24 protein-coding genes and 2 pseudogenes are annotated in these 24,008 nt (G+C 62.4%); 19 read left to right on the top strand and 7 right to left on the bottom strand.

The genetic code is table 11. From position 1 onward, the window contains the following. Window positions 1–76 precede the first annotated feature (76 nt). On the bottom strand, window positions 77–1,270 hold the full coding sequence (locus RQ479_RS14885) for a YcaO-like family protein (protein ID WP_352463869.1): 1,194 nt from the start codon (window positions 1,268–1,270) through the stop codon (window positions 77–79). 204 nt (window positions 1,271–1,474) lie between these two features. Here RQ479_RS14885 and RQ479_RS14880 point away from each other — a divergent pair, with 204 nt between their 5' ends. Next, entirely contained in the window at window positions 1,475–3,205 is a 1,731-nt protein-coding gene (locus RQ479_RS14880; RefSeq protein ID WP_352463870.1) for an adenylate/guanylate cyclase domain-containing protein, read from the top strand. 10 nt (window positions 3,206–3,215) lie between these two features. Here RQ479_RS14880 and RQ479_RS14875 read toward each other — a convergent pair whose 3' ends face one another. Beyond that, window positions 3,216–3,794, bottom strand: coding sequence for a hypothetical protein (locus RQ479_RS14875; RefSeq protein WP_292663892.1), 579 nt, complete (start codon window positions 3,792–3,794; stop codon window positions 3,216–3,218). A 173-nt stretch (window positions 3,795–3,967) separates the two neighbouring features. On the opposite strand from RQ479_RS14875, the gene RQ479_RS14870 reads away from it, so the two are divergent. From RQ479_RS14870 to RQ479_RS14855, 4 genes are all read left to right on the top strand, one after another. Next, a complete protein-coding gene (locus tag RQ479_RS14870; protein ID WP_376705650.1) occupies window positions 3,968–5,335 on the top strand; it encodes a S8 family serine peptidase in 1,368 nt (455 codons plus the stop codon). Window positions 5,336–5,550: 215 nt separating this feature from the next. Beyond that, window positions 5,551–6,501 (top strand): DUF1501 domain-containing protein, encoded by a 951-nt coding sequence (locus RQ479_RS14865; RefSeq protein ID WP_376705649.1) that lies wholly within the window; start codon window positions 5,551–5,553, stop codon window positions 6,499–6,501. Between the two features lie 356 nt (window positions 6,502–6,857). Beyond that, a complete protein-coding gene (gene fabI / locus RQ479_RS14860) occupies window positions 6,858–7,676 on the top strand; it encodes an enoyl-ACP reductase FabI (protein WP_031211054.1) in 819 nt (272 codons plus the stop codon). A 31-nt stretch (window positions 7,677–7,707) separates the two neighbouring features. After that, on the top strand, window positions 7,708–8,295 hold the full coding sequence (locus RQ479_RS14855; RefSeq protein WP_376705648.1) for a histidine phosphatase family protein: 588 nt from the start codon (window positions 7,708–7,710) through the stop codon (window positions 8,293–8,295). Between the two features lie 63 nt (window positions 8,296–8,358). Here the strand turns inward: RQ479_RS14855 and RQ479_RS14850 are convergent, their stop codons facing one another. Then, window positions 8,359–8,622, bottom strand: coding sequence for a DUF1344 domain-containing protein (locus RQ479_RS14850; protein WP_023716902.1), 264 nt, complete (start codon window positions 8,620–8,622; stop codon window positions 8,359–8,361). Window positions 8,623–8,897: 275 nt separating this feature from the next. Between RQ479_RS14850 and aroC the strand changes: the two genes are divergently transcribed. The 3 genes from aroC to RQ479_RS14835 all read left to right on the top strand — a co-directional run bounded on the left by aroC (window position 8,898) and on the right by RQ479_RS14835 (window position 11,706). Continuing rightward, the gene (gene aroC / locus RQ479_RS14845; protein WP_376705647.1) at window positions 8,898–10,007 is read left to right on the top strand and encodes a chorismate synthase; all 1,110 of its coding nucleotides are present in this window, start codon (window positions 8,898–8,900) and stop codon (window positions 10,005–10,007) included. Between the two features lie 105 nt (window positions 10,008–10,112). After that, window positions 10,113–11,213, top strand: coding sequence for a 3,4-dihydroxy-2-butanone-4-phosphate synthase (ribB, locus tag RQ479_RS14840; protein ID WP_023674113.1), 1,101 nt, complete (start codon window positions 10,113–10,115; stop codon window positions 11,211–11,213). A gap of 19 nt (window positions 11,214–11,232) precedes the next feature. Continuing rightward, complete coding sequence (locus tag RQ479_RS14835) at window positions 11,233–11,706, top strand: hypothetical protein (RefSeq protein WP_376705646.1); 474 nt, start codon at window positions 11,233–11,235, stop codon at window positions 11,704–11,706. 22 nt (window positions 11,707–11,728) lie between these two features. Here the strand turns inward: RQ479_RS14835 and RQ479_RS14830 are convergent, their stop codons facing one another. Continuing rightward, window positions 11,729–12,952, bottom strand: coding sequence for an MFS transporter (locus tag RQ479_RS14830; protein ID WP_376705645.1), 1,224 nt, complete (start codon window positions 12,950–12,952; stop codon window positions 11,729–11,731). 118 nt (window positions 12,953–13,070) lie between these two features. Between RQ479_RS14830 and RQ479_RS14825 the strand changes: the two genes are divergently transcribed. The 7 genes from RQ479_RS14825 to RQ479_RS14795 all read left to right on the top strand — a co-directional run bounded on the left by RQ479_RS14825 (window position 13,071) and on the right by RQ479_RS14795 (window position 18,737). Next, window positions 13,071–13,724 (top strand): TetR/AcrR family transcriptional regulator, encoded by a 654-nt coding sequence (locus RQ479_RS14825; RefSeq protein ID WP_376705644.1) that lies wholly within the window; start codon window positions 13,071–13,073, stop codon window positions 13,722–13,724. Between the two features lie 132 nt (window positions 13,725–13,856). Further along, window positions 13,857–14,783: a histone deacetylase family protein gene (locus tag RQ479_RS14820; protein ID WP_376705643.1), complete on the top strand. Its 927-nt coding sequence runs from the start codon at window positions 13,857–13,859 to the stop codon at window positions 14,781–14,783. A gap of 3 nt (window positions 14,784–14,786) precedes the next feature. Next, the gene (locus tag RQ479_RS14815; protein WP_031211056.1) at window positions 14,787–15,038 is read left to right on the top strand and encodes an exodeoxyribonuclease VII small subunit; all 252 of its coding nucleotides are present in this window, start codon (window positions 14,787–14,789) and stop codon (window positions 15,036–15,038) included. 106 nt (window positions 15,039–15,144) lie between these two features. Beyond that, window positions 15,145–15,411: a DUF2277 domain-containing protein gene (locus RQ479_RS14810; protein WP_023716908.1), complete on the top strand. Its 267-nt coding sequence runs from the start codon at window positions 15,145–15,147 to the stop codon at window positions 15,409–15,411. A 9-nt stretch (window positions 15,412–15,420) separates the two neighbouring features. Beyond that, the gene (locus RQ479_RS14805; RefSeq protein WP_376705642.1) at window positions 15,421–16,341 is read left to right on the top strand and encodes a pirin family protein; all 921 of its coding nucleotides are present in this window, start codon (window positions 15,421–15,423) and stop codon (window positions 16,339–16,341) included. 81 nt (window positions 16,342–16,422) lie between these two features. Then, window positions 16,423–18,336, top strand: coding sequence for a 1-deoxy-D-xylulose-5-phosphate synthase (gene dxs / locus RQ479_RS14800; protein ID WP_352516531.1), 1,914 nt, complete (start codon window positions 16,423–16,425; stop codon window positions 18,334–18,336). Between the two features lie 167 nt (window positions 18,337–18,503). Beyond that, on the top strand, window positions 18,504–18,737 hold the full coding sequence (locus RQ479_RS14795; RefSeq protein ID WP_376705641.1) for a hypothetical protein: 234 nt from the start codon (window positions 18,504–18,506) through the stop codon (window positions 18,735–18,737). Between the two features lie 3 nt (window positions 18,738–18,740). Here RQ479_RS14795 and RQ479_RS14790 read toward each other — a convergent pair whose 3' ends face one another. Further along, window positions 18,741–19,142: a GFA family protein gene (locus RQ479_RS14790; protein ID WP_376705640.1), complete on the bottom strand. Its 402-nt coding sequence runs from the start codon at window positions 19,140–19,142 to the stop codon at window positions 18,741–18,743. Between the two features lie 175 nt (window positions 19,143–19,317). On the opposite strand from RQ479_RS14790, the gene RQ479_RS14785 reads away from it, so the two are divergent. The 4 genes and pseudogenes from RQ479_RS14785 (at window position 19,318) to RQ479_RS14770 (ending at window position 22,268) form a co-directional block, all read left to right on the top strand. Continuing rightward, window positions 19,318–20,097 (top strand): TlyA family RNA methyltransferase, encoded by a 780-nt coding sequence (locus RQ479_RS14785; RefSeq protein ID WP_376705639.1) that lies wholly within the window; start codon window positions 19,318–19,320, stop codon window positions 20,095–20,097. After that, window positions 20,094–21,335 carry a class I SAM-dependent RNA methyltransferase gene (locus RQ479_RS14780; RefSeq protein ID WP_376705638.1) on the top strand — a complete coding sequence of 414 codons (1,242 nt, stop codon included), beginning with the start codon at window positions 20,094–20,096 and terminating at the stop codon, window positions 21,333–21,335. The genes RQ479_RS14785 and RQ479_RS14780 overlap by 4 nt, the downstream gene beginning before the upstream one ends. 80 nt (window positions 21,336–21,415) lie before the next feature. Next, window positions 21,416–21,787 (top strand): antitoxin Xre/MbcA/ParS toxin-binding domain-containing protein, encoded by a 372-nt coding sequence (locus RQ479_RS14775; RefSeq protein WP_376705637.1) that lies wholly within the window; start codon window positions 21,416–21,418, stop codon window positions 21,785–21,787. Further along, window positions 21,780–22,268 (top strand): annotated as a pseudogene (locus RQ479_RS14770) (RES family NAD+ phosphorylase). Before RQ479_RS14775 ends, RQ479_RS14770 begins: the two are co-directional and overlap by 8 nt. A 6-nt stretch (window positions 22,269–22,274) precedes the next feature. On the opposite strand, the pseudogene RQ479_RS14765 reads toward RQ479_RS14770, so the two are convergent. Both RQ479_RS14765 and tldD read right to left on the bottom strand, forming a co-directional pair. Next, window positions 22,275–22,520, bottom strand: a pseudogene (locus tag RQ479_RS14765) (AbrB/MazE/SpoVT family DNA-binding domain-containing protein); the annotation flags it as partial. Between the two features lie 51 nt (window positions 22,521–22,571). Further along, complete coding sequence (tldD, locus tag RQ479_RS14760) at window positions 22,572–23,984, bottom strand: metalloprotease TldD (RefSeq protein ID WP_376705636.1); 1,413 nt, start codon at window positions 23,982–23,984, stop codon at window positions 22,572–22,574. Between the last annotated feature and the right edge of the window lie 24 nt (window positions 23,985–24,008).

Here is a 24,008-nt window from a genome sequence, read left to right as displayed (position 1 = left end):
AGTCGAAAAGGCCGGCGCTTGATACCATGTGTGAAAAGCGGGCATGAGTGGGTGGGCATGCCCGCGACCATACGGATCACAGTGGAAAGGGAACCTCGTGGATGGCCTGGGAAACTGATGGCCTCAAACCTAGGCGCATAGGAACATCATAGAGCCTGCCGCCGCCCAACCGGGGCTTGGTAGGACGAAGTCCAGGTACAAACACTCGTGCAACAGGCGATTCGGCGTTGTGCGCCAGGTTGACCGCAAAGATCTCAAGTTCCTGCTCGCGGCAGATGTCGAGGCAATAGTTCCAATCCAGTCGCAACTCGGCTGACGAGGCCTGAACTGCTGAATTGCCGGACAGGTGAGGACGGCGGTGAATGTTCTCGTCCATGTGCCACCGATAGAGGTGCAGCGCGCCGGGGGTGAAGGCCGCCGTGCCGGACATATCGGCGTTCCGTTTGAGCAGGGTAAGGTTCGCCTCACATTCTGCAAGTTCCCCCACCGCGCGCCGGGTCGCCTCCGACATGGATCGTCCGGCCGCGAATCCGAACGCAATCGCGCCACCCCCGACGTGATGAGAAATTGCAGCGACAATGGGGATGGGCAGGTCAAGCGTCAGGAGCAGAAGCCGCAATTCGCGGTTCTGCGTCAGCAGCCAATCGGCGTACTGGGACGCCAGTCCATCCGACAGCGAAGTCAGGTCTATCCGAGGCAGAACCAGCTGATTGTACCACCATATGGCTGTTGCATCGCGCTCCACGACTTCGCAGAAGCCGCGCACGACCGCGTCCTCTATGCTCGATCCCCTCGCAAGACCATTGGAGTCCGCCGGGGGCAGACCTGATGACTCATTGTTGGGATACCCGAGAAAGCACAATCCCGCAGGCACCCAGGCCTCGCTCGTGCTGAAGCGCGGATCACTCCGGATCCAGTCCAGCGGCTGCGACCTGCGCCAGCGGATCGGGACCGCGCGGCTATCATCGACGTTTTTGTTCCAATGCAGCCGCTCGCAATACTGCGCATCACTGAAAAGTGTGAGTGCAGGCGGCTCGATCACGCGCCCGCGCAATTCGCCGGCGCGGGCGCGTGAGAGTCGCTCATGAGGGATCATCTGGGCGAAATAGGTTTCATCGGCCTCATACCCGCAGGCGGTTGCCGCCTCCTGGGTGGTGTTGCCCCACCCTGACACAAAACGAGAAGGTCTGGCCCCTCGTACGGGACCGACCGCGACCGTGATCGGGCATCCGAGCGTGGGATCGGTGATCACGATGGGGCCGTAAACCAAGCTTGACCCGCCGGCCCCTGCCTCGGACGCCTGCCGCTCCGACACTATGGACCCTTCACCCAAGCACGGCCCTCACTGTTCAATCCTCTACACCAATTGCTCATTCGCACGCTGACACGCACTGGAGTATGATGCAAACTCCTGCGAGACGCTTTGATATCGTCAAGCCAATTTCGAACATAATATAACCCGCCGAGGGAGAGAATGAACGCGGGCGACAGCAATCTTCAGCGACGTCTGACGGCTATCCTGGCTGCTGACATGGTCGGTTACTCGTCGCTGATGGCCCGGGACGAGGAGCGCACCTTCGCGCTCGTCAAGCATCTCATGCAGGACGACATAGAGCCTAGGATCACGCAGCACCGGGGACGGGTCGTGAGAACGACCGGAGACGGGATGCTGGCCGAGTTCCCAAGCGCTTTCGAAGCCGTGCAGTCGGCAGTGGAAGTCCAGGAACTGCTTGTTGGCCAGTCTTCGGGGAAGGCCAGCCAGGAAATTTTTCTCCGGATTGGGCTCAACTTCGGTGATATCATTGTCGATACCGATGGCGATGTGTTTGGAGATACCGTCAACATAGCCGCGCGTCTGGAACAGTTCGCCAGCCCGGGCGGTATCTGCCTTTCCGGAAAGGTGCACGACGAAGTTCGCGACAAAATTAATCTTCCGTTTGAATATTGCGGCGAACAGCATCTCAAGAACATTCCACGCCCGATTCCCGTATACTCGTTGTTCCAAAAGCCCAAAGGGCTGCCACCTGCATCGACTGCGCAGGTGGCTGGTCCGAGCAAGCCCTCCATTCTCGTTCGCCCGTTCAAGAGCGCGGGCGACGTCCAACCCTATTTCAGTGGCGGCTTCACCGAAGACATCGTCACGGAACTGACGCGCTTTACTCAGCTTACGGTTGCGTCCCATTATACGTCGACGCGGCTCAAGGATGTGGACCTGGTCGCGGATAACGGCGTGGATTTCGTCATTGAAGGCGGGATCCGCCGCATGGGCCGGCGAATGCGCATTACATGCGAGCTGGTCGACGCAATCTCGGGTGAGTGCTTGTGGGCCGAGCGCTACGACGGGGACGAGCAGGACATCTTCGATGTCCAGGACGAACTGATCGGAAAGATCGTCGGGACCGTTATCGGCCGTCTTACGGCCGCAGGCGCCGAGAAGGCGCGGCGTAAACCACCTGCCAATCTCGCGGCCTATGAGTGCGTGCTGCGGGGCAATGCCCTGCCCCTGGGCGACATCGCGGCCGAAATGGAGGCTCGACAGTGGTATCAGCGGGCGATCGAGCTCGATCCATCCTACGGGCGCGCGTACGCCAAGCTCGCCCACTACAAACAGCTTGAATGGTTTCGCGACATGGGGCCGTCGGATGCGGTGCTTGCCGAGGCTTATGACATCGCCAAAAAAGCGGTGGCGCTTTCCCCCAACGATCCAGTCTGCCTGAACATACTGGGCTGGGTGCTCCTCCACCGTCGTGATTTCGACGTCGCATCTCAGCTTTACACACGCGCGCTCGAACTCAATCCGCACGATCCCGAGCAGGTCTCCTATCAAGGGACTTATCAAACATTTGCCGGCGAGCCCCAAAGTGCCTTGGACTGGTTCGAACGGGCGCGAGTGCTCGATCCCCTGTACGAGCCTTCATGGTATTGGCCGTTCCGCGGTCTTGCCCATTTCATAGCCCACCGTCCGGATAAGGCAGTTGTCGATCTGGGCCGCTCGTCCACCATGCCGACCTGGGTTAAGGTCTATCTGGCTGCAGCGAACGCCCTGCTTGGCCGAAGCCAAGAGGCGAAGAGCTACACGTTGCTGGTTCTGCGTGGCGCACCGGAGTTCTCCCGGCGGCGGTTCGCCACCAAGGAACCTTACAAGCTGGACGGAGACCGCAACACGCTGCTCAACGGCATGCGGGAAGCGGGATTGCCCGAGTAGGGACTGGCGACTATCTGCAGCCGAAGAGCACGGCCGTGGCTAGCTCGTCATGGTAGTGCCTGCCCTGGGCATATTTGTGATAGTCGTGGAGATAATCGATCAGATCGCCGCGGGTCAGGACCCCCCTCGGCACCTGGGGCACCACCACATTGATCAAGTTCGGTTCGTCCACGTGAACTTCGACAGACACTCCCGTTTCCACGATGTCTTCCAGCACGATCTTGAGATCACGCTTCAGGTCCGCATAGGCGACAGCATCCGGGATCGCGTCGCCCCCGTCGAGAGGGTCATCCTCGTATTTTATGGGCTGCCCATTTAGATCTTCTATCGTCAGTGTCTGCGAATGTGGCGCTGTTCCGGCGGCGGCGGTCCGGACCCTGATGTTGCCGATGGCACGGCCTGCTTCCGGCCGAAGTCTGATAGTATCACCGACGGCGAAAATCTGCCGATCAATGGTAATTGTTAGGGGATCTGTTGAATCCATGGACAAGATACGTGATGAGGCCGGCAAAAGCTTGAGCCAGGCCCCTACGATCGCTGCGCCGATCTCTTGGACTTGCCGACCTGGCTTCAATTCTGCCCTGGGCATCGCCGAGGCTCCCCTCCGAGGTCAATGCAAATAGCCTAAACGCATTTTGCATCTGTCGCAAGCAATGCGCAGGCGGCATGCTCCCATCGACTCGATGTTTTCATGGACAGAAAGCCGTATTGGGAGCATTCTGATCCTCGCGGTATCAGTAACGACAGCCGGAGGGTGTACGAATGATACTTGCTCAACTTCGTGTGCTGTTGCTCGGCTGTCTCCTCGCCGTTGTCGGAACAGTGAGACCGGAAGCGTCAAGCGAGGAGGGCCTAACCGACAGCGGTGACATCGAAAGGACTTTCATCGTCGACATCGCCAGGGCGGCGGAGTTACGCAAGGATATCGGCGCGCTGAACAAGTTCATCGCAGGCAAGGGCAAGCTGGAAGCGGTGGATATGCCGGATATCGGTATCAGCATCGTGACGGGGACCTTTTCCGAGAGCGAGATCGAAGAGCTGCGCTCCAGGGGATATGAGGAGCCGGATCCTTTCGTGGTGAACCTGTTCGATGGTGCCAGCTGCGAGGGGCCGGAACTCCTGGGCATCTCGCCGACTGCGGACGTTGTCCCTCCCAGCGTCTGCAGGGTCGTCGGGTCACCACAGCCGGTGGCTTCAGGATCGCCCACCGTATGGATCATCGACAGCGGAGTGGATTGGAACGTTGTCACCGCCGGGCTCCTCAAGGTTCAGGAAGCCATCGATTGCACGAGCAGCCCATGCCAGACCGTGTCGAGCCTCGACGACACGGTAGGGCACGGGACGATGGTGGCAGCAGTTATCGGCGGAAAGCGTGTCAAGCAGGGCGACCAGTATATAGGTCTGGTTGGTGTCAGCCCCGACGCCCCGCTCAAGATCGTAAAGGCCTTCAGTAAGCTGAAGACCGAAATTTTCGGCCCGCCTCTTCTCGCGCTTCGCTATGTTCGGGACAACGCGGTCGCCGGGGATATTCTGAACGTGAGTTGGGGTGCATCATATCTGGAGAGCACCAGACGCGGAAGCACGTTGCAAGATCTTAAGTTTCTCGACGCCCTTCTTTATCAGATCGCCGACCGTCAGGTGCGCGTTGTGATAGCTGCGGGCAACCCCCGGGAAGACGAAGAGGGTCCTTGGGTACAGTCTTATTTCCCGGCCAATGCGGCGACTTATTTTTCGCCTGTGACGACAGGAAACAAGGTGGGAGCGATATACAGCGCGTCGGCTTCCAACAGCGAATATATTCAGGTGGCAACTCCTGGGAAATGCCAAGGCATCAGCAACGCCTGGTGCGACACGCTATGGCGCAGGGGGGCATTCGGCGCGTCCTATGCTGAACCGGGCGTCAATGTCCTGTCACTGTGGAAGAGCCGAAAGAGCGGCAAGCTCCGGAGGAACATCTGTTCGGGCACATCTTTCGCAGCCCCGGCACTTGCCGGCCTTTTGGTTCGCAATGCGCAGCCGACTAACAAGGCTCTGACAACGGGAAGTCTTATCCCGAATACGGATCTGCTAGGGTATATGACCGCGGGTACGCCGGTGAACCCAAGTTCGGACGAGCCTAAATGCAACTGACCCGAAGGGCAGCGCTGCAAGGTTTGGCCTTGGCGTCCGCGTTCGGTAGCGTGCGTCTCGCCGGTGCCTCGCTTGTGGACGAAGATCCTCGCCTTCTGCTCGTCCACGTGCGTGGCGGACTAGATGCATTAGCTGCCGTGCCGCCCTACGGCGATCCGCATTTTGCCTCGGCGCGCGGGCCCCTCGTGCCTTTCCCGAACTCCGGCGTCGCCGAGATGCTCAAGCTCGACGGGCTCTTCGCGCTTCATCCGGCGCTCAGGCCCCTCCTGCCGCACTACTCGTGCGGCGAGTTGCTCATCGTGCCCGCGACCGCCATTCCAGATGCGGGCCGGTCCCACGCGGCCGCCCAGGCGGCGCTGTTCGACGGCGATATCGACGGCGACAGCGCCGGATGGCTCGACCGGGCTTCGTCTGTACTGTCGCGCCGGCAGAAGGCGGTGTGGCGGGCCAGACCGGCCGATCGATCGATGGACATGCTGGCTGATCTTGCGCTGGCCAATCCTCGGCTCGACCTCGTCCGCCTCTGCGCCGAGGGCACTTGGCCGTCCGGCGGAAACGGCAGCGAAAGCCTGCTGGAACAACATGCCGCATGCGACGCGGTTCGCTTCGGCGACGCGGCCAGGAGCGCGGCGCTTGCCCTCTCAGCTACCGGCGGACCGCGGATCGCGATGCTCGAGGTGGCCGGCTTCGACACGCATGTGGCGCAGGGAGCGGACTTCGGAAGGCTGGCGCGGAGTTTGAATGGGCTGGCGCGAGGTCTCATTGCATTTGCCCAAGCGTCCGGGCCTGCCTGGAACAGGACGGCGGTGCTGGTGGTCACGGAGTTCGGCCGTTCCGTGGTGCCCAACACCGACGGCGGCACTGATCACGGCGTCGCGAGTGTCACCTTGCTAATGGGTGGCGCCGTTGCCGGCGGGCGAGTAGGCAATCGCTGGCCCGGTCTTGCTCGAAATACGCTTCATGGCGGAACAGACTTGGCTGCTACGACGGACGTACGATCGATCATAAAGGGCGTGCTGACGGAACACCTGCGTCTTCCTGACCGAGCAATGGCTAAAATATTCCCAGGCGCTGCCGGGATACCGGCGGTGCGTGGACTGTTTGTCGGGAGCCGTTGTCCAGGCGGAGGTTCGACTGGCTTCGATGTGATCTCCAGCGCGGTTTAGCTTCTTATCCGCGTTTTCGTCGGCCACGGGACGCATCGAACTGCAATAGGCGACTCCTAATCTTAAGTGGCCGCTTCTAAGAAGCTTCCGGAATGACGGCTATTTGTGAAGGGTTTCGAATGCCGGCCCCCAGCGCATCTTCCGCCATTCCACACCGACGCCAAGTTCGAATTCTTCCACTGGGCCCACGACCGCATGGTCGAAGCGCTACAGCGTCCTTTGCGCGTCCAAAGCATGCGCGGCTCTGTAGACCAACGGCTTTGTCCCCCGAACTGTCCGCTTTGAACGCTTGAAGGGGCACTGTGGCTGTGCGATAGGCACTCCACAAAGTAGAGAACCTTGCGGAGAGCGCTGACATGGCGGGTGGACGGGGCCTTATGGCCGGCAAGCGCGGCCTTATCCTTGGCATCGCCAACAATCGCTCGATCGCTTACGGCATCGCCAAGGCCTGTGTCGATCACGGCGCCGAGATCGCGCTGACCTATCAGGGCGAGGCGTTCAAGAAACGCGTCGAGCCGCTTGCGGCGGAACTGGGCGCGCATGTCGCGGGCCATTGTGATGTGACCGACCCGGCCAGCCTCGATGCGGTGTTCGCCGACATCGCCAGCCATTGGGGCAAGCTCGATTTCCTCGTGCACGCCATCGCCTTTTCCGACAAGGACGAGCTGACCGGCCGCTATGTCGAGACGACGCGCGACAATTTCCTGCGCACCATGGATATTTCGGTCTATTCCTTCACCACCATCGCCAAACGCGCCGAGGCGCTGATGACCGATGGCGGCTCGCTGCTGACGCTGACCTATTACGGTGCGGAAAAGGTGATGCCGCACTACAACGTCATGGGTGTTGCCAAGGCGGCACTCGAGGCCAGCGTGCGCTATCTGGCCGTCGATCTCGGCGCCAAGAAGATCCGCGTCAACGCCATCTCCGCCGGCCCGATCAAAACGCTTGCCGCATCCGGCATCGGCGATTTCCGCTATATCCTGAAGTGGAACGAATACAATTCACCTCTGAAGCAGACGGTCACGCAGGAGGAGGTCGGCGATTCCGGCGTCTATTTCCTGTCCGACCTTTCGCGCGGCGTCACCGGCGAGATCCATCACGTCGATTCCGGCTATCATGTCGTCGGCATGAAGGCGGTCGACGCGCCGGATATTTCGACCGTCAAAGACTGACGCCACCGCCTGACCTCTTCCGGAAGACCTGATGTACCCGCTCGTCTATATCGTGCGCCACGGCCAGACGGCGTGGAACGCCGAGGCCCGGCTGCAGGGGCAGGCCGATACCGACCTCAACGAGCTTGGCCGCGAGCAGGCGACCCGCAACGGGCACCGGCTGGCCGAATTCGTCCACAACCCCCAGGATTTCGACTTTGTCGCCAGCCCGATGCGGCGCACGCGCGAGACGATGGAGCGCCTGCGCGCGGCGATGAAGCTCGATCCGCACGCCTATCGTATCGAGCCGCTGCTCGTAGAATTGAGCTTTGGCGATTGGCAGGGTTTCACCTTTGCCGAACTCGAGGCGAACAATCCCGGTTCGACCAGGCAACGCCGCCTCGACAAATGGAATTTCCAGCCGCCCGGCGAGGGCGCCGAAAGCTACCAGATGCTGCTGGAACGGGTGAAGCCATGGTTCGACGCGCTCGATCGCCAGACGGTCTGCGTGACCCATGGTGGCGTCATGCGCGCGCTGTTCCGCTTGGTGGTGGGGATGTCCGAACAAGATGCGGTCAGCATGGAAGTGCCGCAGGATCGCGTGCTCAGGCTGGACGGCCGGCGCCTGGAGTGGCTTTGAAACCGATGACGTAGCGTATGTTGAGATCAGATCAGGCCGGCATCAGCTGAATATCGACGTGCCCTATTCGGTCGATCCGGTGTCCGGCAGTTCCATGTCGGTGACGACGTTCTCGCCATTCGTCACGTCGTAGGCGAGGACGATGTCCATGCCTGGCTTCAGTGCATCGAGGTCGGTTTCGGCGTTCAGCTTGTAGGACTTGCCGTCGTCAAGCGTCAGCGTCAGCGCATCCTTGTCGACCTTCTTGATCAGGCCTTCGGTCTGGCCGGCGAAGGCGGCGGTGGAAATCAACAGCGTGGCGGCAACAGCGCCAATCAGGATACGCATCATCGTCCTCTTTAATCATTGCCGGTACGGCGGCTCGGTCCAACGGAACGGAACTGAGCAGAAACCAATCGAATGTGTCAAAACTAAATCCGCCGGATCACAGTTTGACCACTGTGGAAAACGCCAATAGAAGGCAAGCTATAGCGCCGCGCGTCCCCCTGGACGCGCAAAGGACGCTATAGCACTTTTGATTTTGTGCATGATCGTTTCCGAAAATCGCTCCGATTTTCGAGGTCATGCGCTAGGCCGGCTCCGCCGCCGGCAGGGCTGGTTCCATGTCGCACAACACGTTCGGCCATCTTTTCCGCGTCACCACCTGGGGCGAAAGCCACGGGCCGGCGCTGGGCTGCGTCGTCGACGGCTGTCCGCCAGGCATCCGCTTCACTCGCGACGAGATCCAGGCCGAGCTGGACAAGCGCCGCCCCGGCCAGTCACGTTTTGTGACGCAGCGTCGCGAACCGGATGAGGTCAAGGTCCTGTCCGGCTTCATTCTCGATGAGGACGGCGAGACGATGATCACCACCGGCACGCCGGTGTCGATGCTGATCGAGAATGTCGACCAGCGCTCCAAGGACTATGGCGACATCGCCCGCCAGTTCCGGCCGGGCCATGCCGACTACACTTACGAGGTCAAATACGGACTGCGCGATTACCGCGGCGGCGGTCGCTCCTCGGCGCGTGAGACTGCGGCGCGGGTGGCGGCCGGGGCGCTTGCCCGCAAGGTCGTGCCAGGCCTGGTGGTGCGCGGCGCGCTGGTGTCGATGGGCGAAAAATCGATCGATCGCGCCAATTGGAACTGGAATTTTGTCGGCGACGCCGAAAACCCGTTCTTCACTCCCGATCCGGCGTCGGTCGCCGTTTTCACCAAATATCTGGACGGCATCCGCAAGGCGGGCTCCTCGGTCGGTGCGGTCATCGAGATCGTCGCCGACGGCGTTCCGGCGGGGCTTGGCGCGCCGATCTATGCCAAGCTCGACCAGGACATCGCCGCCGGCCTGATGTCGATCAACGCCGTCAAGGGCGTCGAGATCGGCAACGGTTTCGAGGCCGCCCGCATCACCGGCGAGGAGAATGCGGATGAGATGCGCATGGGCAATGACGGCAAGCCGGTCTTCCTGTCCAACAATGCCGGCGGCATCCTCGGCGGCATCTCGACCGGCCAAGCGATCGTCGCGCGTTTCGCCGTCAAGCCGACCTCGTCGATCTTGACGCCGCGAAAGTCGATCGACAAGGACGGCAACGATGTTGAGATCATGACCAAGGGCCGGCACGATCCATGCGTCGGCATCCGCGCCGTGCCGATCGGCGAGGCGATGGTTGCCTGCGCCATTGCCGATCATTATCTGCGGCATCGGGGACAGACAGGTAGGGGAGTAGGGCAGTAGGGCAGTAGGGCAGTATGTTGGTGCACGCCAAGCAGCCAATTTTTTCCTTTCCCCTACTGCCGTACTGCCCTACTCCCCTATTCCCTGCGAGCGAAGCGAGCACTTATGCCTTACGACCAGAAGAAGATCGTTGAAGCCCTGCGCGCCTTCGAGCGCGGCGAGATCGTCGTCGTCATGGACGATGACGGGCGCGAGAACGAGGGTGACCTGATCGTCGCCGCCGTCCATTGCACGCCGGAAAAGATGGCGTTCATCGTGCGCAACACGTCAGGCATCGTCTGCACGCCGATGCCGCGCGAGGAAGCCAAGCGGCTCAACCTGTCGCCGATGGTGGCCGACAATGATTCTGCCCACACCACTGCCTTTACCGTCAGCGTCGACTTCAAGCACGGCACCACGACCGGCATTTCGGCGGATGACCGCACGCTGACGGTGCGCAATCTCGCCAACGGCAATGTCGGCGCGTCCGATTTCGTGCGCCCCGGCCACATCTTTCCGCTGATCGCGCGCGAAGGCGGCGTGCTTATGCGTTCGGGCCATACCGAAGCCGCGGTCGACCTCTGCAAGCTCGCCGGCCTGCCGCCGGTCGGCGTCATTTCCGAGCTGGTCAATGATGACGGCACTGTCATGCGCGGCCCGCAGGTGCAGGCCTTCGCCGAAAAGCACGGGTTGAAGCAGATCTCGGTTGCCGACCTCATCGCCTACCGGCAACGCAAAGAAACGCTGGTCGAACGTGTCGCCTGTTCCGACATCGAGACGCCCGGCGGCAAGGCACAGGTCTTCACCTACACGCTGCCTTGGGATTCCATGCATCACGTGGCGGTCGTCTTCGGCGACATCCGCGACGGCGTCGAGGTGCCGGTGCGCCTTCATTCCGAGGACGTGGTCAGTGACGTCTTCGGCACCAGCCACAGGCTGGACGCCATCATGAAGGCGATGGGCGAGCGCCAGCGCGGCGTCATCGTCTATCTGCGCGAAGGCTCGGTCGGCGTCGCCCATCAGGAGCGCAAGCGGCCGGCTGCCGGCGACCGCGAAGATCATGAAGAGGCGCGCCGCCGCGAAAACGAATGGCGCGAGATCGGCCTCGGCGCGCAAATTCTCAAGGATCTCGGCATTTCCTCGATCAATCTTATCGCCTCGCGCGAGCGCCATTATGTCGGCCTCGAAGGTTTTGGCATCCACATCGCCAAGACCGAGATTCTTTAGCCTACTGGAGGCAATTGAGATGAGCTTCGAGGCATATCTCGGCTGTTTTAAGGATGGGGAGCAGAGCTATTTCCCCACATCGATCGTAGACGACGCCTTCGCGCCGTTCATCACCAGGCGTGAGCCTGAATTCTCATGCTGGGTCGTCACCTACGAGGTCTCGCCGACCCTTGCTCAAGCCGACCTCTATCTCAACCTTGATCCTGATGATGCGTCGCGCTGTTCCGGCTTCACCGTCGCGCGGCCGCCAAATGATCCGCGTCTCTACAAAGTGTTGTGGGAGATTCTGCGTGTCACCAATTCTGCCGTTTATTGCGCTGGAGAGTGCCCGCCAATGGTTGGGCGCGCTGAAACCATGCCCCATCTGAACCCGGATATGGTCGAGGCATTGGGGACTCCTATTGTCGTTCTTGACGGGGACGAGATTCGCAACCGGCTTGAACAGTCCCAAAAAAGCCGGGCTTCTTCAAAGAGAACTGCGTCCGGTTCGTGAGCTGGACCGGACGCGTGTGCGGCTATTCCGCGGGAACGGCGGCTGCGTTGCATCCGTCCAGCTCGCATGTGTGGATGGCCAGACTGCGCTGGCCGGCGAGCACGATGACCAGCGCGATTGTGCCCGATGCCACCGATACCCAGAACCCGTTCTGCGCGCCGAAAGCGTCTACCACCCAGCCGGCGGCGAACGAGCCGAGCGCCATGCCGATGCCGATGCCGGTCATCACCCAGGTCACGCCTTCGGTCAGCATCGCCTCGGGCACGCGCCGCTCGATCAGGCCGAATGCCGTGATGAAGGTCGGCGAGATCGCCACGCCGCTGACGAAGACGGCCAGTGCCAGCAGCGGCACAGTGTCGGCGGCGAGCAGCGGCAGCGTGGTAAGCGCAATGATGGCGATTGCGATGGCAAGCTGAATTTGCAGCGGCATTTTCAGGTTCAGGGCGCCGATGATGATGCCGACCACGAACGATCCGAGCGCGTAGACGCCGATGACGAAGCTGGCGGCGCCCGGCTGGCCAAGCTCCTTGGTGATCGCCACGGTGCTCACCTCGGTGGTGGCGAAGGTCGCGCCGATGAAGATCAGGGCCAAGGTGATGATCTGGACCGGCCGCAGGCGGATTGCCGAGCCGCCCGAACCGTGTTCCACCGGTCGGGCTCGCGGTTCGGTCGAGCGCTGCAGGATGAAGGCCGTCGAACCGAAGGCGAGGAACAATGTGCTCGCGAGCACTCCCGCCTCCGGGAAAAGCGCGACGCTCAGTCCGACCGACAGCGATGCGCCGGCGATGTACACCAGTTCGTCCGCCGCCGATTCGAAGGCGAACGCCGTGTTCAGCTCGGGGCGGTTGCGAAAAATCTCGGTCCAGCGTGCGCGCACCATTGCCGGGATGCTGGGCATGACGGCGGCGAGCAGCGCCGAGACGAATAGCGTCCATATCGGCCAATGCTGATTGGCCGCCGCGATCAGGATCACGAAAGCGAGCGTGGAAATCACGGTAGTCGGCACCACAATCCGCGTCTGGCCGAGACGATCCACCAGTCGCGATACCTGCGGGGCGACGAAAGCGTTGGCAAGCGCATATGTTGCGGAGACGGCGCCGGCCAGCCAGTATTCGCCATCGGTCTGCGACAGCATTGCGACGATCCCGATCGGAGCCATGGCGATCGGCAGCCGGGCAACAAACCCGGCGGCGGCGAAGCCTTTGGCGCCGGGCGCGCGAAAGATCTGGGAATAGGGATTTTGCATCGTCTGGCTCCTCGACAACGGACGGTTCGGCGATTACATACGTAACGTATGAGTTTAGATATATCATACGCCGCGTATGTCAATTGGCATACGAGACGTATGTTAATAGGGCCAGAGCATGCATAGACCACGCAAGGAGATGATTGCCGAAACCCGCGCCAAGCTGATTGCCGCGGCGCGCCAGGCCTTCGGCACGCTCGGCTATGCCGAAGCCTCGATGGACGATTTCACGGCGTCGGCCGGGCTGACGCGCGGCGCGCTTTATCATCACTTCGGTGACAAGAAAGGCCTTCTCCAGGCGGTCATCGCCGAGATCGACGCGGAAATGTCGGCCCGGTTGAAGGTCGTTTCGGCCAAGCCGGACAATCTCTGGCAGGGCTTTGTCGACGAATGTACTGCCTATATCGAGATGGCGCTGGAGCCGGAGATCCAGCGTATCGTGCTTCGTGACGGGCCGGCGGTGCTCGGCGACCCATCGCAATGGCCAAGCCAGAGCACATGCATCCGTTCGATGACAGAGAGCCTGCAAAGACTGAGCGACGAGGGGACAATTCTCGCCGTCGATCCCGAAGCCGCGGCAAGGCTGGTCAGCGGCGCCTCGCTGCATGCGGCGCAGTGGATCGCAAATTCGAACGATCCCGAAGCGACATCGAAGAAGGCAGTGAAGGCGTTCAAGGTTCTTCTGGAAGGGCTGCTCAATCGCACCGGCAGGCTGCATCAACCTGATCGACTGTCGGCGATACAGCCCGAGGTTGACCGATCACCGGCCTGAGGTCATCTTTTGGCCGATCCAAGGCGGCTCGCGGTGGGCTCAGCCGACGCCGGTTGCCTAAACCCTGTTGAACATCGTGTCACCACCGCGCGAAAACATGGCCAAAGCGGCGAGGCGCGCCTATATCGGGGCATGGCTACGAGACTTTACACCCACCCGATTTTCCTCGAGCACATAACACCGCCCGGTCATCCGGAGCGGCCGGATCGTTTGCGCGCCATTGAGCGTGTGCTTGACGATGAGGCTTTCGTGACGCTCGATCGCGTCCAGGCGCCGGAAGGCGACGAGGCAACCATCCTCTACGCACATCCGCCCGAATTCGTCAAACGGGTCCGCACAGCGATACCGGACACCGGCATCGCCCGTATCGACGCCGACACCACCGCCAGCCCGAAGAGCTGGCAGGCGGCCGTGACCGCGATCGGCGCAGCCAACGCCGCTGTCGACGACGTCTTCAACGGCCGTGCCGACAACGTCTTCGTTGCCGCGCGGCCGCCCGGCCATCATGCCGAAAAGACCACCTCGATGGGTTTTTGCCTGTTCAACACCGCGGCGATCGCCGCACGCTACGCGCAGAAGAACCATGGCGCCGACCGCGTCGCCGTCGTCGACTGGGATGTGCATCACGGCAACGGCACGCAGGACATCTTCTGGGACGATCCGTCGGTGCTCTATTGCTCGACACACCAGATGCCGCTTTACCCGGGAACCGGGGCCGTGAGCGAGACCGGCGCCGGCAACATCGTCAACGCGCCGCTGGCGCCGCAGAGCGGCAGCGACAGTTTCCGCGACGCCTTTCTCTCACGTGTCCTGCCGGCGCTCGATAATTTTGCGCCCGACCTCATCATCATCTCCGCCGGCTTCGACGCCCACCACCGCGATCCGCTGGCCGAGATCAACCTGACCGAGGATGATTTCGACTGGGCAACCGGCCAGTTGCTCGAACGTGCCGGACGCCATAGCGGCAACCGGCTCGTCAGTCTGCTCGAGGGCGGCTACGATCTGCAGGGATTGGCATTTTCAGTCGCCGCCCATGTCGGGCGGCTGATGAAGGGATAGATGATGGCTGGTGAGACCAACGAGGACGTCAAGGCGATGAGCTTCGAGCAGGCACTCGAGGCGCTGGAGAGGATCGTCGACGATCTGGAGCGCGGCGATGTGCCGCTAGACCAGTCGATCCGGATTTACGAGCGCGGCGAGGCGCTGAAGGCGCATTGCGACCGGCTGCTGAAGGCGGCCGAGGACAAGGTCGAGAAAATCAGGCTGTCGCGTGACGGCAAGCCGGTGGGGACAGAGCCGTTGGATGCGGATTGAGGCGCGGCCTCGAACGACGATTGTGCTTACCGGCTTTGGACATCATGATTGAGGATAAAACTCATCCCGTTTGAAACGGCTCCAGGACGAGAGGAGATTGCGAACGATGTGCAGAAACATCAAAACCCTGTTCAATTTCGATCCGCCGGCAACCAATGACGAGGTCCGCGATGCCGCACTTCAGTTTGTTCGTAAGCTGAGCGGGACGACGCGGCCGTCGAAACAGAACCAGCATGCGTTCGACCATGCCGTCGAGGCCATTGCCGCCTCGGCGCGCGAATTGCTCGACAGCCTCGAGACGACGCAGCATCCGCGCAATCGCGAAGAGGTGGCGGCCAAGGCGAAGGCCAAATCTGCACTTCGCTTCGCCTGAGGGGACCGCGTGAGCTTCTTTCCCGGAAACGATCCGCAGATGGGCGATGCCTTCGCCAGCGATCAGATCGAGCTGATGGTTATTCCGAACGCCAAGGATATTGGCGGATTTCAGGTTCGCCGCGCCCTGCCGACGGCCAGGCGCCGGCTGGTCGGACCGTTCATCTTCTTTGACCGCATGGGTCCGGCCGTTCTGCGGGCCGGTCAGGCGCTCGACGTACGTCCACATCCGCACATCGGCCTGTCGACGGTGACCTACCTGTTCGACGGCAAGATCAGGCACCGCGATTCGCTCGGCACCGAGATGGTGATCCAGCCCGGCGACGTGAATTTGATGACTGCCGGCCGCGGCATCGTCCATTCGGAGCGCACGCCGGAAGAATTGCGCGGCGCGCCAATGTCGGTTTCCGGCCTGCAGACATGGTTGGCGCTGCCGGACGGCAAGGAAGAGGTCGCACCGGTCTTCGAAAACACCGCGGCCCCGCGCCTGCCCGAGATCGATGCAGAGGGTGTCAGCGGGCGTATCGTCATCGGTGCGTTTTCCGGGCTGCGCTCCCCGGTCGCCACCGCTTCGGACACGCTATATGCCGATCTCAGGCTGGCGCCGGGTGCCAGCGTGAAAATCCCGGCCGAAGCCGAGGAGCGCGCCATCTATACGCTGGAAGGCGTGGTTTCGATATCCGGTGACAGCTTTCCGGCCGAGCGGCTGCTGGTTTTCCGGCCTGGCGATGAGATCGTTGTCTCATCGGAAGGCGGCGCCCATTTCATGCTGTTTGGCGGCGCTTCGCTCGGTTCGAAACGTTATATCTGGTGGAATTTCGTATCGTCCTCAAAGGAACGCATCGAACAGGCGAAAGAAGAATGGAAGACGGGCCGCTTCGATATCGTTCCTGGAGACGAGCAAGAGTTCATCCCGCTGCCCGAAAGCTGATGCGCGTTACCGCCACATTTACATTCGCCGGCCAGCGGCATATTTCACGATGAACAGAAAATCTGACCAGGCTCGCAAACAGTGAACGCAAAGCCCGATACGCCGCTTCTCGACAAGGTCCGCGTCCCAGCCGATTTGCGCACGCTTGCCGAAGGCGACCTGCCGCAGCTGGCGTCCGAGCTTCGCGCCGAGCTGATCGACGTCGTTTCCCACACCGGCGGGCATCTCGGCGCCGGCCTTGGCGTCGTCGAACTGACCGTCGCGCTGCACTACGTCTTCAACACGCCGGACGACCGGCTGATCTGGGATGTCGGCCACCAGGCCTATCCGCACAAGATCCTGACCGGCCGCCGTGACCGCATCCGCACGCTGCGCCAGGAGGGCGGCCTGTCCGGTTTCACCCGTCGCGTCGAGAGTGAATACGATCCGTTCGGCGCAGCCCACTCCTCGACCTCGATTTCAGCCGGCCTCGGCATGGCGATGGCGCGCGATCTATCCGATGGCCGCAACAACGTCATTGCCGTCATCGGCGACGGCGCCATGTCGGCCGGCATGGCCTATGAGGCGATGAACAATGCCGGCGCGCTCGATGCCCGGCTGATCGTCATCTTGAACGACAACGACATGTCGATCGCTCCGCCGACCGGTGCGATGAGCGCCTATCTGGCCCGTCTGGCGTCGGGCAAGACCTATCTGGGCTTGCGCGATTTCGGCAAGAAGCTGACTTCCTATCTCGGCGAGCGCGCCGATCGTGCCATCAAGCGCGCGGTCGAGCACGCGCGCGGTTACGTCACCGGCGGCACGCTGTTCGAGGAGATGGGTTTCTACCACATCGGTCCGATCGACGGTCACAACCTCGAGCACCTGATCCCGGTGCTGAAGAACGTCCGCGACAATGCCGACGGCCCGGTGCTGATCCACGTCGTGACCCAGAAGGGCAAGGGCTATGCCCCGGCCGAGGCGGCCGCCGACAAATATCACGGCGTCAACAAATTCGACGTTATCACCGGCGCCCAGGCCAAGGCGCCCGCCAATGCGCCGAGCTACACCAAGGTGTTTGCCGAAAGCCTGATCCAGGAGGCCCGAGAGGACGACCGCATCGTCGCCATCACCGCCGCCATGCCGAACGGCACCGGGCTTGACCTCTTCGGCGAAGCGTTTCCGGCGAGGACCTTCGATGTCGGCATTGCCGAGCAGCATGCGGTGACCTTCGCCGCCGGCCTTGCCACGGAAGGCTTCAAGCCTTTCGCGGCGATCTACTCGACCTTCCTCCAGCGCGCTTACGACCAAGTCGTTCACGACGTGGCGATCCAGAAATTGCCGGTGCGCTTTCCGATTGACCGCGCCGGCTTCGTCGGCGCCGATGGCGCCACCCATTGCGGCGCCTTCGACACGACCTTCCTGGCGACGCTGCCCGGTTTCGTCGTCATGGCCGCGGCCGATGAGGCCGAACTGCGCCACATGGTACGCACCGCTGCAAGCTACGATGACGGCCCCATCGCCTTCCGCTACCCGCGCGGCAACGGCGTTGGTGTCGAGATGCCGCAACGCGGCTCGGTATTGGAGATCGGCAAGGGCCGGATCGTCAGGGAAGGTACCAAGGTTGCGCTGCTTTCCTTCGGCACCAGGCTGCAGGATTGCCTGGCCGCGGCCGAGGAGCTCGGCGCGGCCGGGCTTTCGACCACGGTGGCCGATGCCCGTTTTGCCAAGCCGCTCGACGAGGATCTGATCCGGCGGCTGGCCCGTTCGCATGAGATACTGGTGACGGTGGAAGAGGGCGCGGTCGGCGGCTTCGCCAGCCATGTGCTGCAGTTCCTGGCCCATGAAGGGCTGCTGGAGAGCGGCTTGAAGGTGCGCCCACTGGTGCTGCCCGACGCTTTCGTCGACCATGCCAAGCCGGAAAAGATGTATGCCGATGCCGGGCTGGACAGCGCCGGCATCGTGCGCACAGTGTTCGTGGCGCTGGGGCATACCGCGCAGGCCCAGCGCGCCTAGCTTTTAGACGCGTTCGGGGCGACGCCGAAGTTGCTTCCGCCCGGCTGCAAAAGCCGAGACTAAACATCTAGTCTGAATCAAAATCTCAACTGCTTGAATCAAATTGCCGGCGAACAGTCGTAAGATGCTGTTTACGCTGCCGTTTGGCGATGTGCTTACCGTGTCCTTTGGTCTTCAACGCTGCCGGCATCGTCGCCGGCAAGATCGGCGAAATCCGTGGCGGCTTTACCTACAAACAGGCGCCGCAATTCGTCGTTCCCGATACCTTGCCGAAGGCGTCCATTTCCGTTGACCGGCCGCGCCCGCAGGTGTCCGGCGACAGCAGCGACGGTCTGACGCCGGCCGTCGAACGGCGGGCTTCGCGGACCATCTTCCAAAGCATGGTCCCGATAAGGCTCTAGAAACTAGAACCACATATCCCGCACACAGCGACCATCTCTCGGCAAATCCTCGAATGTATCGAAACCATCGAAATGGTCGATCGGGAGGTCGGCGACGGCCTCGGGCGGCGCAAGCCTCACATTGACGGCGATGCGGTGGCGCCCAGCCGCATCGGGATGCAAACCGCGCCATGCCAGGACGCAAGCGCACGTTGGACAGAAGAGAATCTCAAGCGAAGGATGAGCCTTTCCGACGCGCCGATAGGCGCTTACGGGCCCAGCAAGGCGGATGCGTTCGCCGACATAGTCGTAAGCCCAGAGCGTGCCGTAGCGACGGCAAAGTGTGCAATTGCAGGCAGTGATCGAACCGGGATCGCCCTCCAGGGTCCAGTGGGCTGCGCCGCAGTGGCAGGTTCCCGTCAGCATGTTCCTCCTCCACGTTTCGACGGCTAAACGGCATCTCTTTCTTAGCATTGCGTCGGGTCTCGTGCGAGGTTCGACAAACAGCGCAGCGGCTGATGAGTTCACCCGCTTTTCCAACTATGCCTTGTCTCATCGCCAATATCCTTGCCATCATCGTTGGCTTTCGCCATGAAGGCCGATGACTTCCCTTCCGCCAGCCAGCATACGCCAGCGGCTCGACGAATTGCTCGTCCAGCGCGGCCTGTTTGCCAGCCGCTCGCGTGCTCGCGACGCGGTCGAGCGCGGTACCGTGACGGTTGATGGCGTCGTCGCCCTCAAGCCGGGCCAGGCCGTTCTGCCTGAGTGCAACGTCGTCGTTGACGATCCGGCGCAAGGTTACGTGTCGCGCGCCGCACTGAAGCTGAAGGCCGGTCTCGACCATTTCGGCCTCGACCCCGCCGGTAGCGAAGCGCTCGATGTCGGCGCCTCGACCGGCGGCTTCACGCAGGTGCTGCTCGAACGTGGCGCGGCGCATGTCACGGCGATCGATGTCGGGCACGGCCAGATGCACTCCGACATTGCCGGCGATCCGCGCGTGACGGTAGTCGAAGGCCTGAATGCGCGCGAACTGACCACCGCCGATCTCGGCGGCCGTGTGCCGGATTTCATCGTCTCGGATGTCAGCTTCATCTCGCTGAAACTGGCGCTGCCGCCGGCGCTTGCCTTGGCCAGGGACGGCGCAAAAGCCGTGTTTCTGGTCAAGCCGCAATTCGAGGCCGGCCGCGAGGCGATCGGCAAGGGCGGCCTGCTGAAGGACCCTTATGATGCGGCGCGCATCGCCGGCCTGATGCAGGACTGGCTCGACACCATTCCCGGCTGGCGCTCGCTGGGGCTGCATCTGTCGCCGATAGAGGGCGGCGACGGCAACCGCGAGTTCCTGCTCGGCGGCATCAAGGACGTCGAGACCCAGAAGCGATGAGCACCCGTTTCACGATCGCAAAATTGGGCTCGCAGGGCGACGGCATTGCCGAGACGGAAACCGGCGAGGTTTTCATTCCGTTCGCGCTGCCGGGAGAGGTCGTCACCGCCGCGCGGGAGAAAGATCGCGCTACCTTGATGTCGGTGCTTGAGGCTTCGCCGCTGCGGGTCGATCCGCCGTGCCGGCATTTCGGCGCGTGCGGCGGCTGCGCCGTCCAGCATCTCGAGACTGAAGCCTATAACCGGTGGAAGCGCGAAAAGGTCGTACACGCACTGAGGAGCAAGGGCATCGCCTGCGATGTCGGCGCGCTGGTGCCGTGCGCGCCGCACACGCGCCGCCGCGTCGTCTTCACCGCCCGGCGGAGCGAGGCGGGAATGCAGTTCGGCTTCGTTCGCGCGCTGTCGTCCGAAATCATCTCCATCGAGGAGTGCCCGATCTCGGCGCCGCAGATCGTCGCTGCGCTCGACCGCTTGAAAGCCCTTGCTGGGCTGATCTGCACCACGACCAAATCGTTCCACATGGCGGTGACGGTGACCGGTTCCGGCCTCGATGTCGCGGTTCACGATTCCGGCAAGCTCGGCGAGAACCAGCGCCGCGTCGCCTCCAACTTCGTCATCGCCGAGGGGCTAGCCAGGCTGTCGGTCGACGGCGAGATCATTATCGAACCAAAGAAACCGGTCGTCCTGTTTGGTGGCGTCGCCGTCGCAGTGCCTCCGGGCGCTTTCCTGCAGGCGACCGAGGCTGCCGAACAAGCGATGGCCAACATTGTCGGCCAGCATCTCGCGCGTGCCAAAAAGGTCGCCGATCTCTTCGCCGGCTGCGGCAGCTTCGCGCTGCGCCTGGCCGCAAGATCGGAGGTTCATGCGGTGGAAGGCGATGCGGCAGCACTCTCGGCGCTTGACCGGGCCTTCCGTTTCGCTAGCGGCCTGAAGCGGGTGACCGGCGAACGTCGCGACCTGTTCCGGCGGCCATTGACATTCAAGGAGTTGAATGCCTTTGACGGCCTAGTCTTCGACCCGCCTCGCGCCGGCGCCGAGGACCAGTCGAAGCAGATCGCGCGCTCCGACGTGCCGCTCGTCGCCGCGGTGTCCTGCAATCCGGTAACGCTGGCGCGGGATCTTCGGATCCTCCTCGATGGCGGCTACGCCCTGAAAAGCGTGACGCCGATCGACCAGTTCCTGTGGTCGCCGCATGTCGAGGCCGTGGCGCTGTTGGAGAAGCCGAGGCGAAGGCGCTAGCAGCATTTATGGGGCGTGAAAATGCGCACCAACAAAGCGCACTTGAACGTGCGTTTTTCAAAATGTGCTAGGAAATTGTAATGAGCACCGCAGCCTTTGAAATTTCGGCATCGCGCTTCGGCGAGGAGCGGGCGCCGTTTCTCTCGCCAAGGCGGGTCGCTGAACTGCTGGGGATCAATATGACAGAACTGGCGGGCCTGACCGGTCTCGCGCGCAACACGCTTGCCGCCAAGACCGGCGCGCGCAAGGTGGACGCCGCATTGAGTCCCATAGTCCGCATCTTGGCGATGGCCGGCGAGATGGCCGGCGATGAACAGCGTGCGGCGATATGGTTCAAGCATCAGCCGATCCCCGGTCGGGCTGGAAAGACCGCCTACGATCTCGTTCGCGAAGGCAAGACGGACAAGGTGCTTGCCTATCTGGAGGCAGTCCGCTCCGGCATATATGCCTGAAACCAGGCTGACCCTAGGGCACGCTTTTGTGCCGCGCTGGGCCCATCTGCCGCTTTCTGGTGAAGGCGCGGAACGCTTCGGCGGCTGCTGGAATCCGATTGGCGCGCCGGCGATGTACGCTGGCCGCGAACTGTCCACGGCTCGAGCCGAGTACAATCAGGGTTTGTCCAGCACCCGGCGCCGATTGCACAATTGAAACTGTCAGGCGCCCGGCTGGCCGACCTGACAGACGCCGATACGCTGGCGCAACTTGGTGTGAGCGGCGGGCATTCGCCGATGCGAATGGCGCGACATCGTGGATAGAGGTTTTGTGCCCGAGACGCACCAGCTGAGAGTCCGCTCGCTCACCGACGGGCTACACGGCGTGATCTACCCGTCCTTCATGTCGCCCGGCGGCACATGCATCGCGCTGTGGCGCTGGAACGAAAACGACGCTCCGGGTCTCGAAATCATCGATCCCGACCATCGCTGCCGAATTTAGGGCAGTTCGAGCTGCGGCGAGCATACCCGCCTCCATCTCTTCCAACGTCTTCGGCCTGCTTCCATGGGGCAGGGATCCAAACACGTCCACTGGCCGCGTCTCTGCAAAGACCCGCGCCGGCTTCAGCAGCACGCCCTCCGGAGTATTTTCGACCAGCAGGCATGTGCCGGCGGCCCATTGCCTCCGCTCTCGGATCGCGCTGGGCAGGACGACGCTTCCGTCGGTGGTCGTGAGCCTTTTCGTAGTAGGCATCGCCGCGCATCCTATTAGCGAACGCAAGACATAAACCAGCCGCCAGCCGCATCAAACCCTGGTGCCGCCGACCGTCATCTGGTTCATCCTGAGATGCGGCTGGCCGACACCGACCGGCACGCCCTGTCCGGCCTTGCCGCACATGCCGATGCCGGTGTCGAGCTTCATGTCGTTGCCGACCATCGAAACGCGATGCATGGCATCCGGCCCATTGCCGATCAGCATGGCGCCCTTGATCGGTTGCGTCACCTTGCCGTTCTCGATCATGTAAGCCTCGGTGCAGCCGAACACGAACTTGCCCGAAGTGATGTCGACCTGGCCGCCGCCGAACGACACGGCATAGATGCCGTTCTTGACCGAGGCGATGATCTCGTCCGGCTCCATGTCGCCTGCTGTCATATAGGTGTTGGTCATGCGCGGCATGGGCTCGTGCGCGTAACCTTGGCGTCGCCCGTTGCCGGTGGCCTTCATGCCCATCAGCCGGGCATTCTGGCGGTCCTGCATGTAGCCGACCAGCTTGCCATCATCGATCAGCACATTATGAGCCGAAGGCGTGCCTTCGTCATCGACGGTCAGCGAACCTCGCCGCTCGGGCATGGTGCCGTCGTCAACGACGGTGACGCCTTTCGCCGCCACCTGCTGACCAAGCAGGCCGGCAAAGGCCGACGTCTTCTTGCGGTTGAAATCGCCTTCCAGCCCGTGGCCGACGGCCTCGTGCAACATGACGCCCGGCCAGCCGCTCGACAGCACGATGTCGAAAGTGCCGGCAGGTGCTGGAACCGCTTCGAGATTGACCAGCGCTTGCCGCAGTGCCTCCCTGGCCGCGTGCCGCCAGCTATCCTCGACCAGGAATTCGCCAAAATCCTTGCGGCCTCCCATGCCGTAGGAGCCGCTCTCCTGGCGGTCGCCGTCGCCGACCACCACAGACACATTGATCCTGACCAGCGGGCGGATGTCGCGCACCATCTGGCCGTCGGCGCGTACGATCTCGACATGCTGCCAGGAGGCGGCGAGCGACGCCGTCACCTGCCTGACTCGTGGATCCTCGGCCCGCAGCCATGCATCGATTTCCTGGAGCAGCTTGGCCTTGGTCTCGAAGGAAGGCGAGGGGATAGGGTTTCCGTCGCCATAGAGATGGCGGTTGGTGCGGGCGGGCGCTGCGGCAAGCGTGCCGGAATAGCCGCTCTTCACCGTCGAAACGGCATCGGCGGCGCGCAGCAGGGAGGCTTCGGAGAGATCGCTGGAATGGGCGTAGCCGCTGGCTTCGCCGGCGACGGCGCGCAGGCCGAAACCCTGGTCGGTGTTGAAATTCGCGGTCTTCAGCTTGCCATTGTCGAACATCAGCGCTTCGCTTTCGCTGTATTCGAGAAACAGTTCGCCGTCGTCGGCACCGTTAATAGTCTCGGCGACGATCTGCTTGATGCGATCGTCGGAAATGTCGAATTGGCCGATCAGGCTGTTCATAGCGTATCCGTTCGCAGGAGGATT

The organism is Mesorhizobium sp. ISC25 (genome assembly GCF_042295465.1).
In the GTDB taxonomy this organism is placed as follows: Bacteria; Pseudomonadota; Alphaproteobacteria; order Rhizobiales; family Rhizobiaceae; genus Mesorhizobium.
This window is presented reverse-complemented; position numbering and strand designations above follow the sequence as displayed.

What these genes read in the sequence shown, in the direction of transcription:
- RQ479_RS14825 (WP_376705644.1), top strand. Translation starts at nt 13,071, where the DNA reads ATGCATAGACCACGCAAGGAGATGATTGCCGAAACCCGCGCCAAGCTG.
- fabI (WP_031211054.1), top strand. Translation starts at nt 6,858, where the DNA reads ATGGCGGGTGGACGGGGCCTTATGGCCGGCAAGCGCGGCCTTATCCTT.
- RQ479_RS14835 (WP_376705646.1), top strand. Translation starts at nt 11,233, where the DNA reads ATGAGCTTCGAGGCATATCTCGGCTGTTTTAAGGATGGGGAGCAGAGC.
- RQ479_RS14785 (WP_376705639.1), top strand. Translation starts at nt 19,318, where the DNA reads ATGACTTCCCTTCCGCCAGCCAGCATACGCCAGCGGCTCGACGAATTG.
- RQ479_RS14790 (WP_376705640.1), bottom strand. Translation starts at nt 19,142, where the DNA reads ATGCTGACGGGAACCTGCCACTGCGGCGCAGCCCACTGGACCCTGGAG.
- RQ479_RS14815 (WP_031211056.1), top strand. Translation starts at nt 14,787, where the DNA reads ATGGCTGGTGAGACCAACGAGGACGTCAAGGCGATGAGCTTCGAGCAG.
- aroC (WP_376705647.1), top strand. Translation starts at nt 8,898, where the DNA reads ATGTCGCACAACACGTTCGGCCATCTTTTCCGCGTCACCACCTGGGGC.
- RQ479_RS14780 (WP_376705638.1), top strand. Translation starts at nt 20,094, where the DNA reads ATGAGCACCCGTTTCACGATCGCAAAATTGGGCTCGCAGGGCGACGGC.
- RQ479_RS14850 (WP_023716902.1), bottom strand. Translation starts at nt 8,622, where the DNA reads ATGCGTATCCTGATTGGCGCTGTTGCCGCCACGCTGTTGATTTCCACC.
- tldD (WP_376705636.1), bottom strand. Translation starts at nt 23,984, where the DNA reads ATGAACAGCCTGATCGGCCAATTCGACATTTCCGACGATCGCATCAAG.
- RQ479_RS14865 (WP_376705649.1), top strand. Translation starts at nt 5,551, where the DNA reads ATGCTCAAGCTCGACGGGCTCTTCGCGCTTCATCCGGCGCTCAGGCCC.
- RQ479_RS14875 (WP_292663892.1), bottom strand. Translation starts at nt 3,794, where the DNA reads ATGCCCAGGGCAGAATTGAAGCCAGGTCGGCAAGTCCAAGAGATCGGC.
- RQ479_RS14855 (WP_376705648.1), top strand. Translation starts at nt 7,708, where the DNA reads ATGTACCCGCTCGTCTATATCGTGCGCCACGGCCAGACGGCGTGGAAC.
- RQ479_RS14810 (WP_023716908.1), top strand. Translation starts at nt 15,145, where the DNA reads ATGTGCAGAAACATCAAAACCCTGTTCAATTTCGATCCGCCGGCAACC.
- RQ479_RS14880 (WP_352463870.1), top strand. Translation starts at nt 1,475, where the DNA reads ATGAACGCGGGCGACAGCAATCTTCAGCGACGTCTGACGGCTATCCTG.
- RQ479_RS14830 (WP_376705645.1), bottom strand. Translation starts at nt 12,952, where the DNA reads ATGCAAAATCCCTATTCCCAGATCTTTCGCGCGCCCGGCGCCAAAGGC.
- RQ479_RS14870 (WP_376705650.1), top strand. Translation starts at nt 3,968, where the DNA reads ATGATACTTGCTCAACTTCGTGTGCTGTTGCTCGGCTGTCTCCTCGCC.
- RQ479_RS14775 (WP_376705637.1), top strand. Translation starts at nt 21,416, where the DNA reads ATGAGCACCGCAGCCTTTGAAATTTCGGCATCGCGCTTCGGCGAGGAG.
- ribB (WP_023674113.1), top strand. Translation starts at nt 10,113, where the DNA reads ATGCCTTACGACCAGAAGAAGATCGTTGAAGCCCTGCGCGCCTTCGAG.
- RQ479_RS14820 (WP_376705643.1), top strand. Translation starts at nt 13,857, where the DNA reads ATGGCTACGAGACTTTACACCCACCCGATTTTCCTCGAGCACATAACA.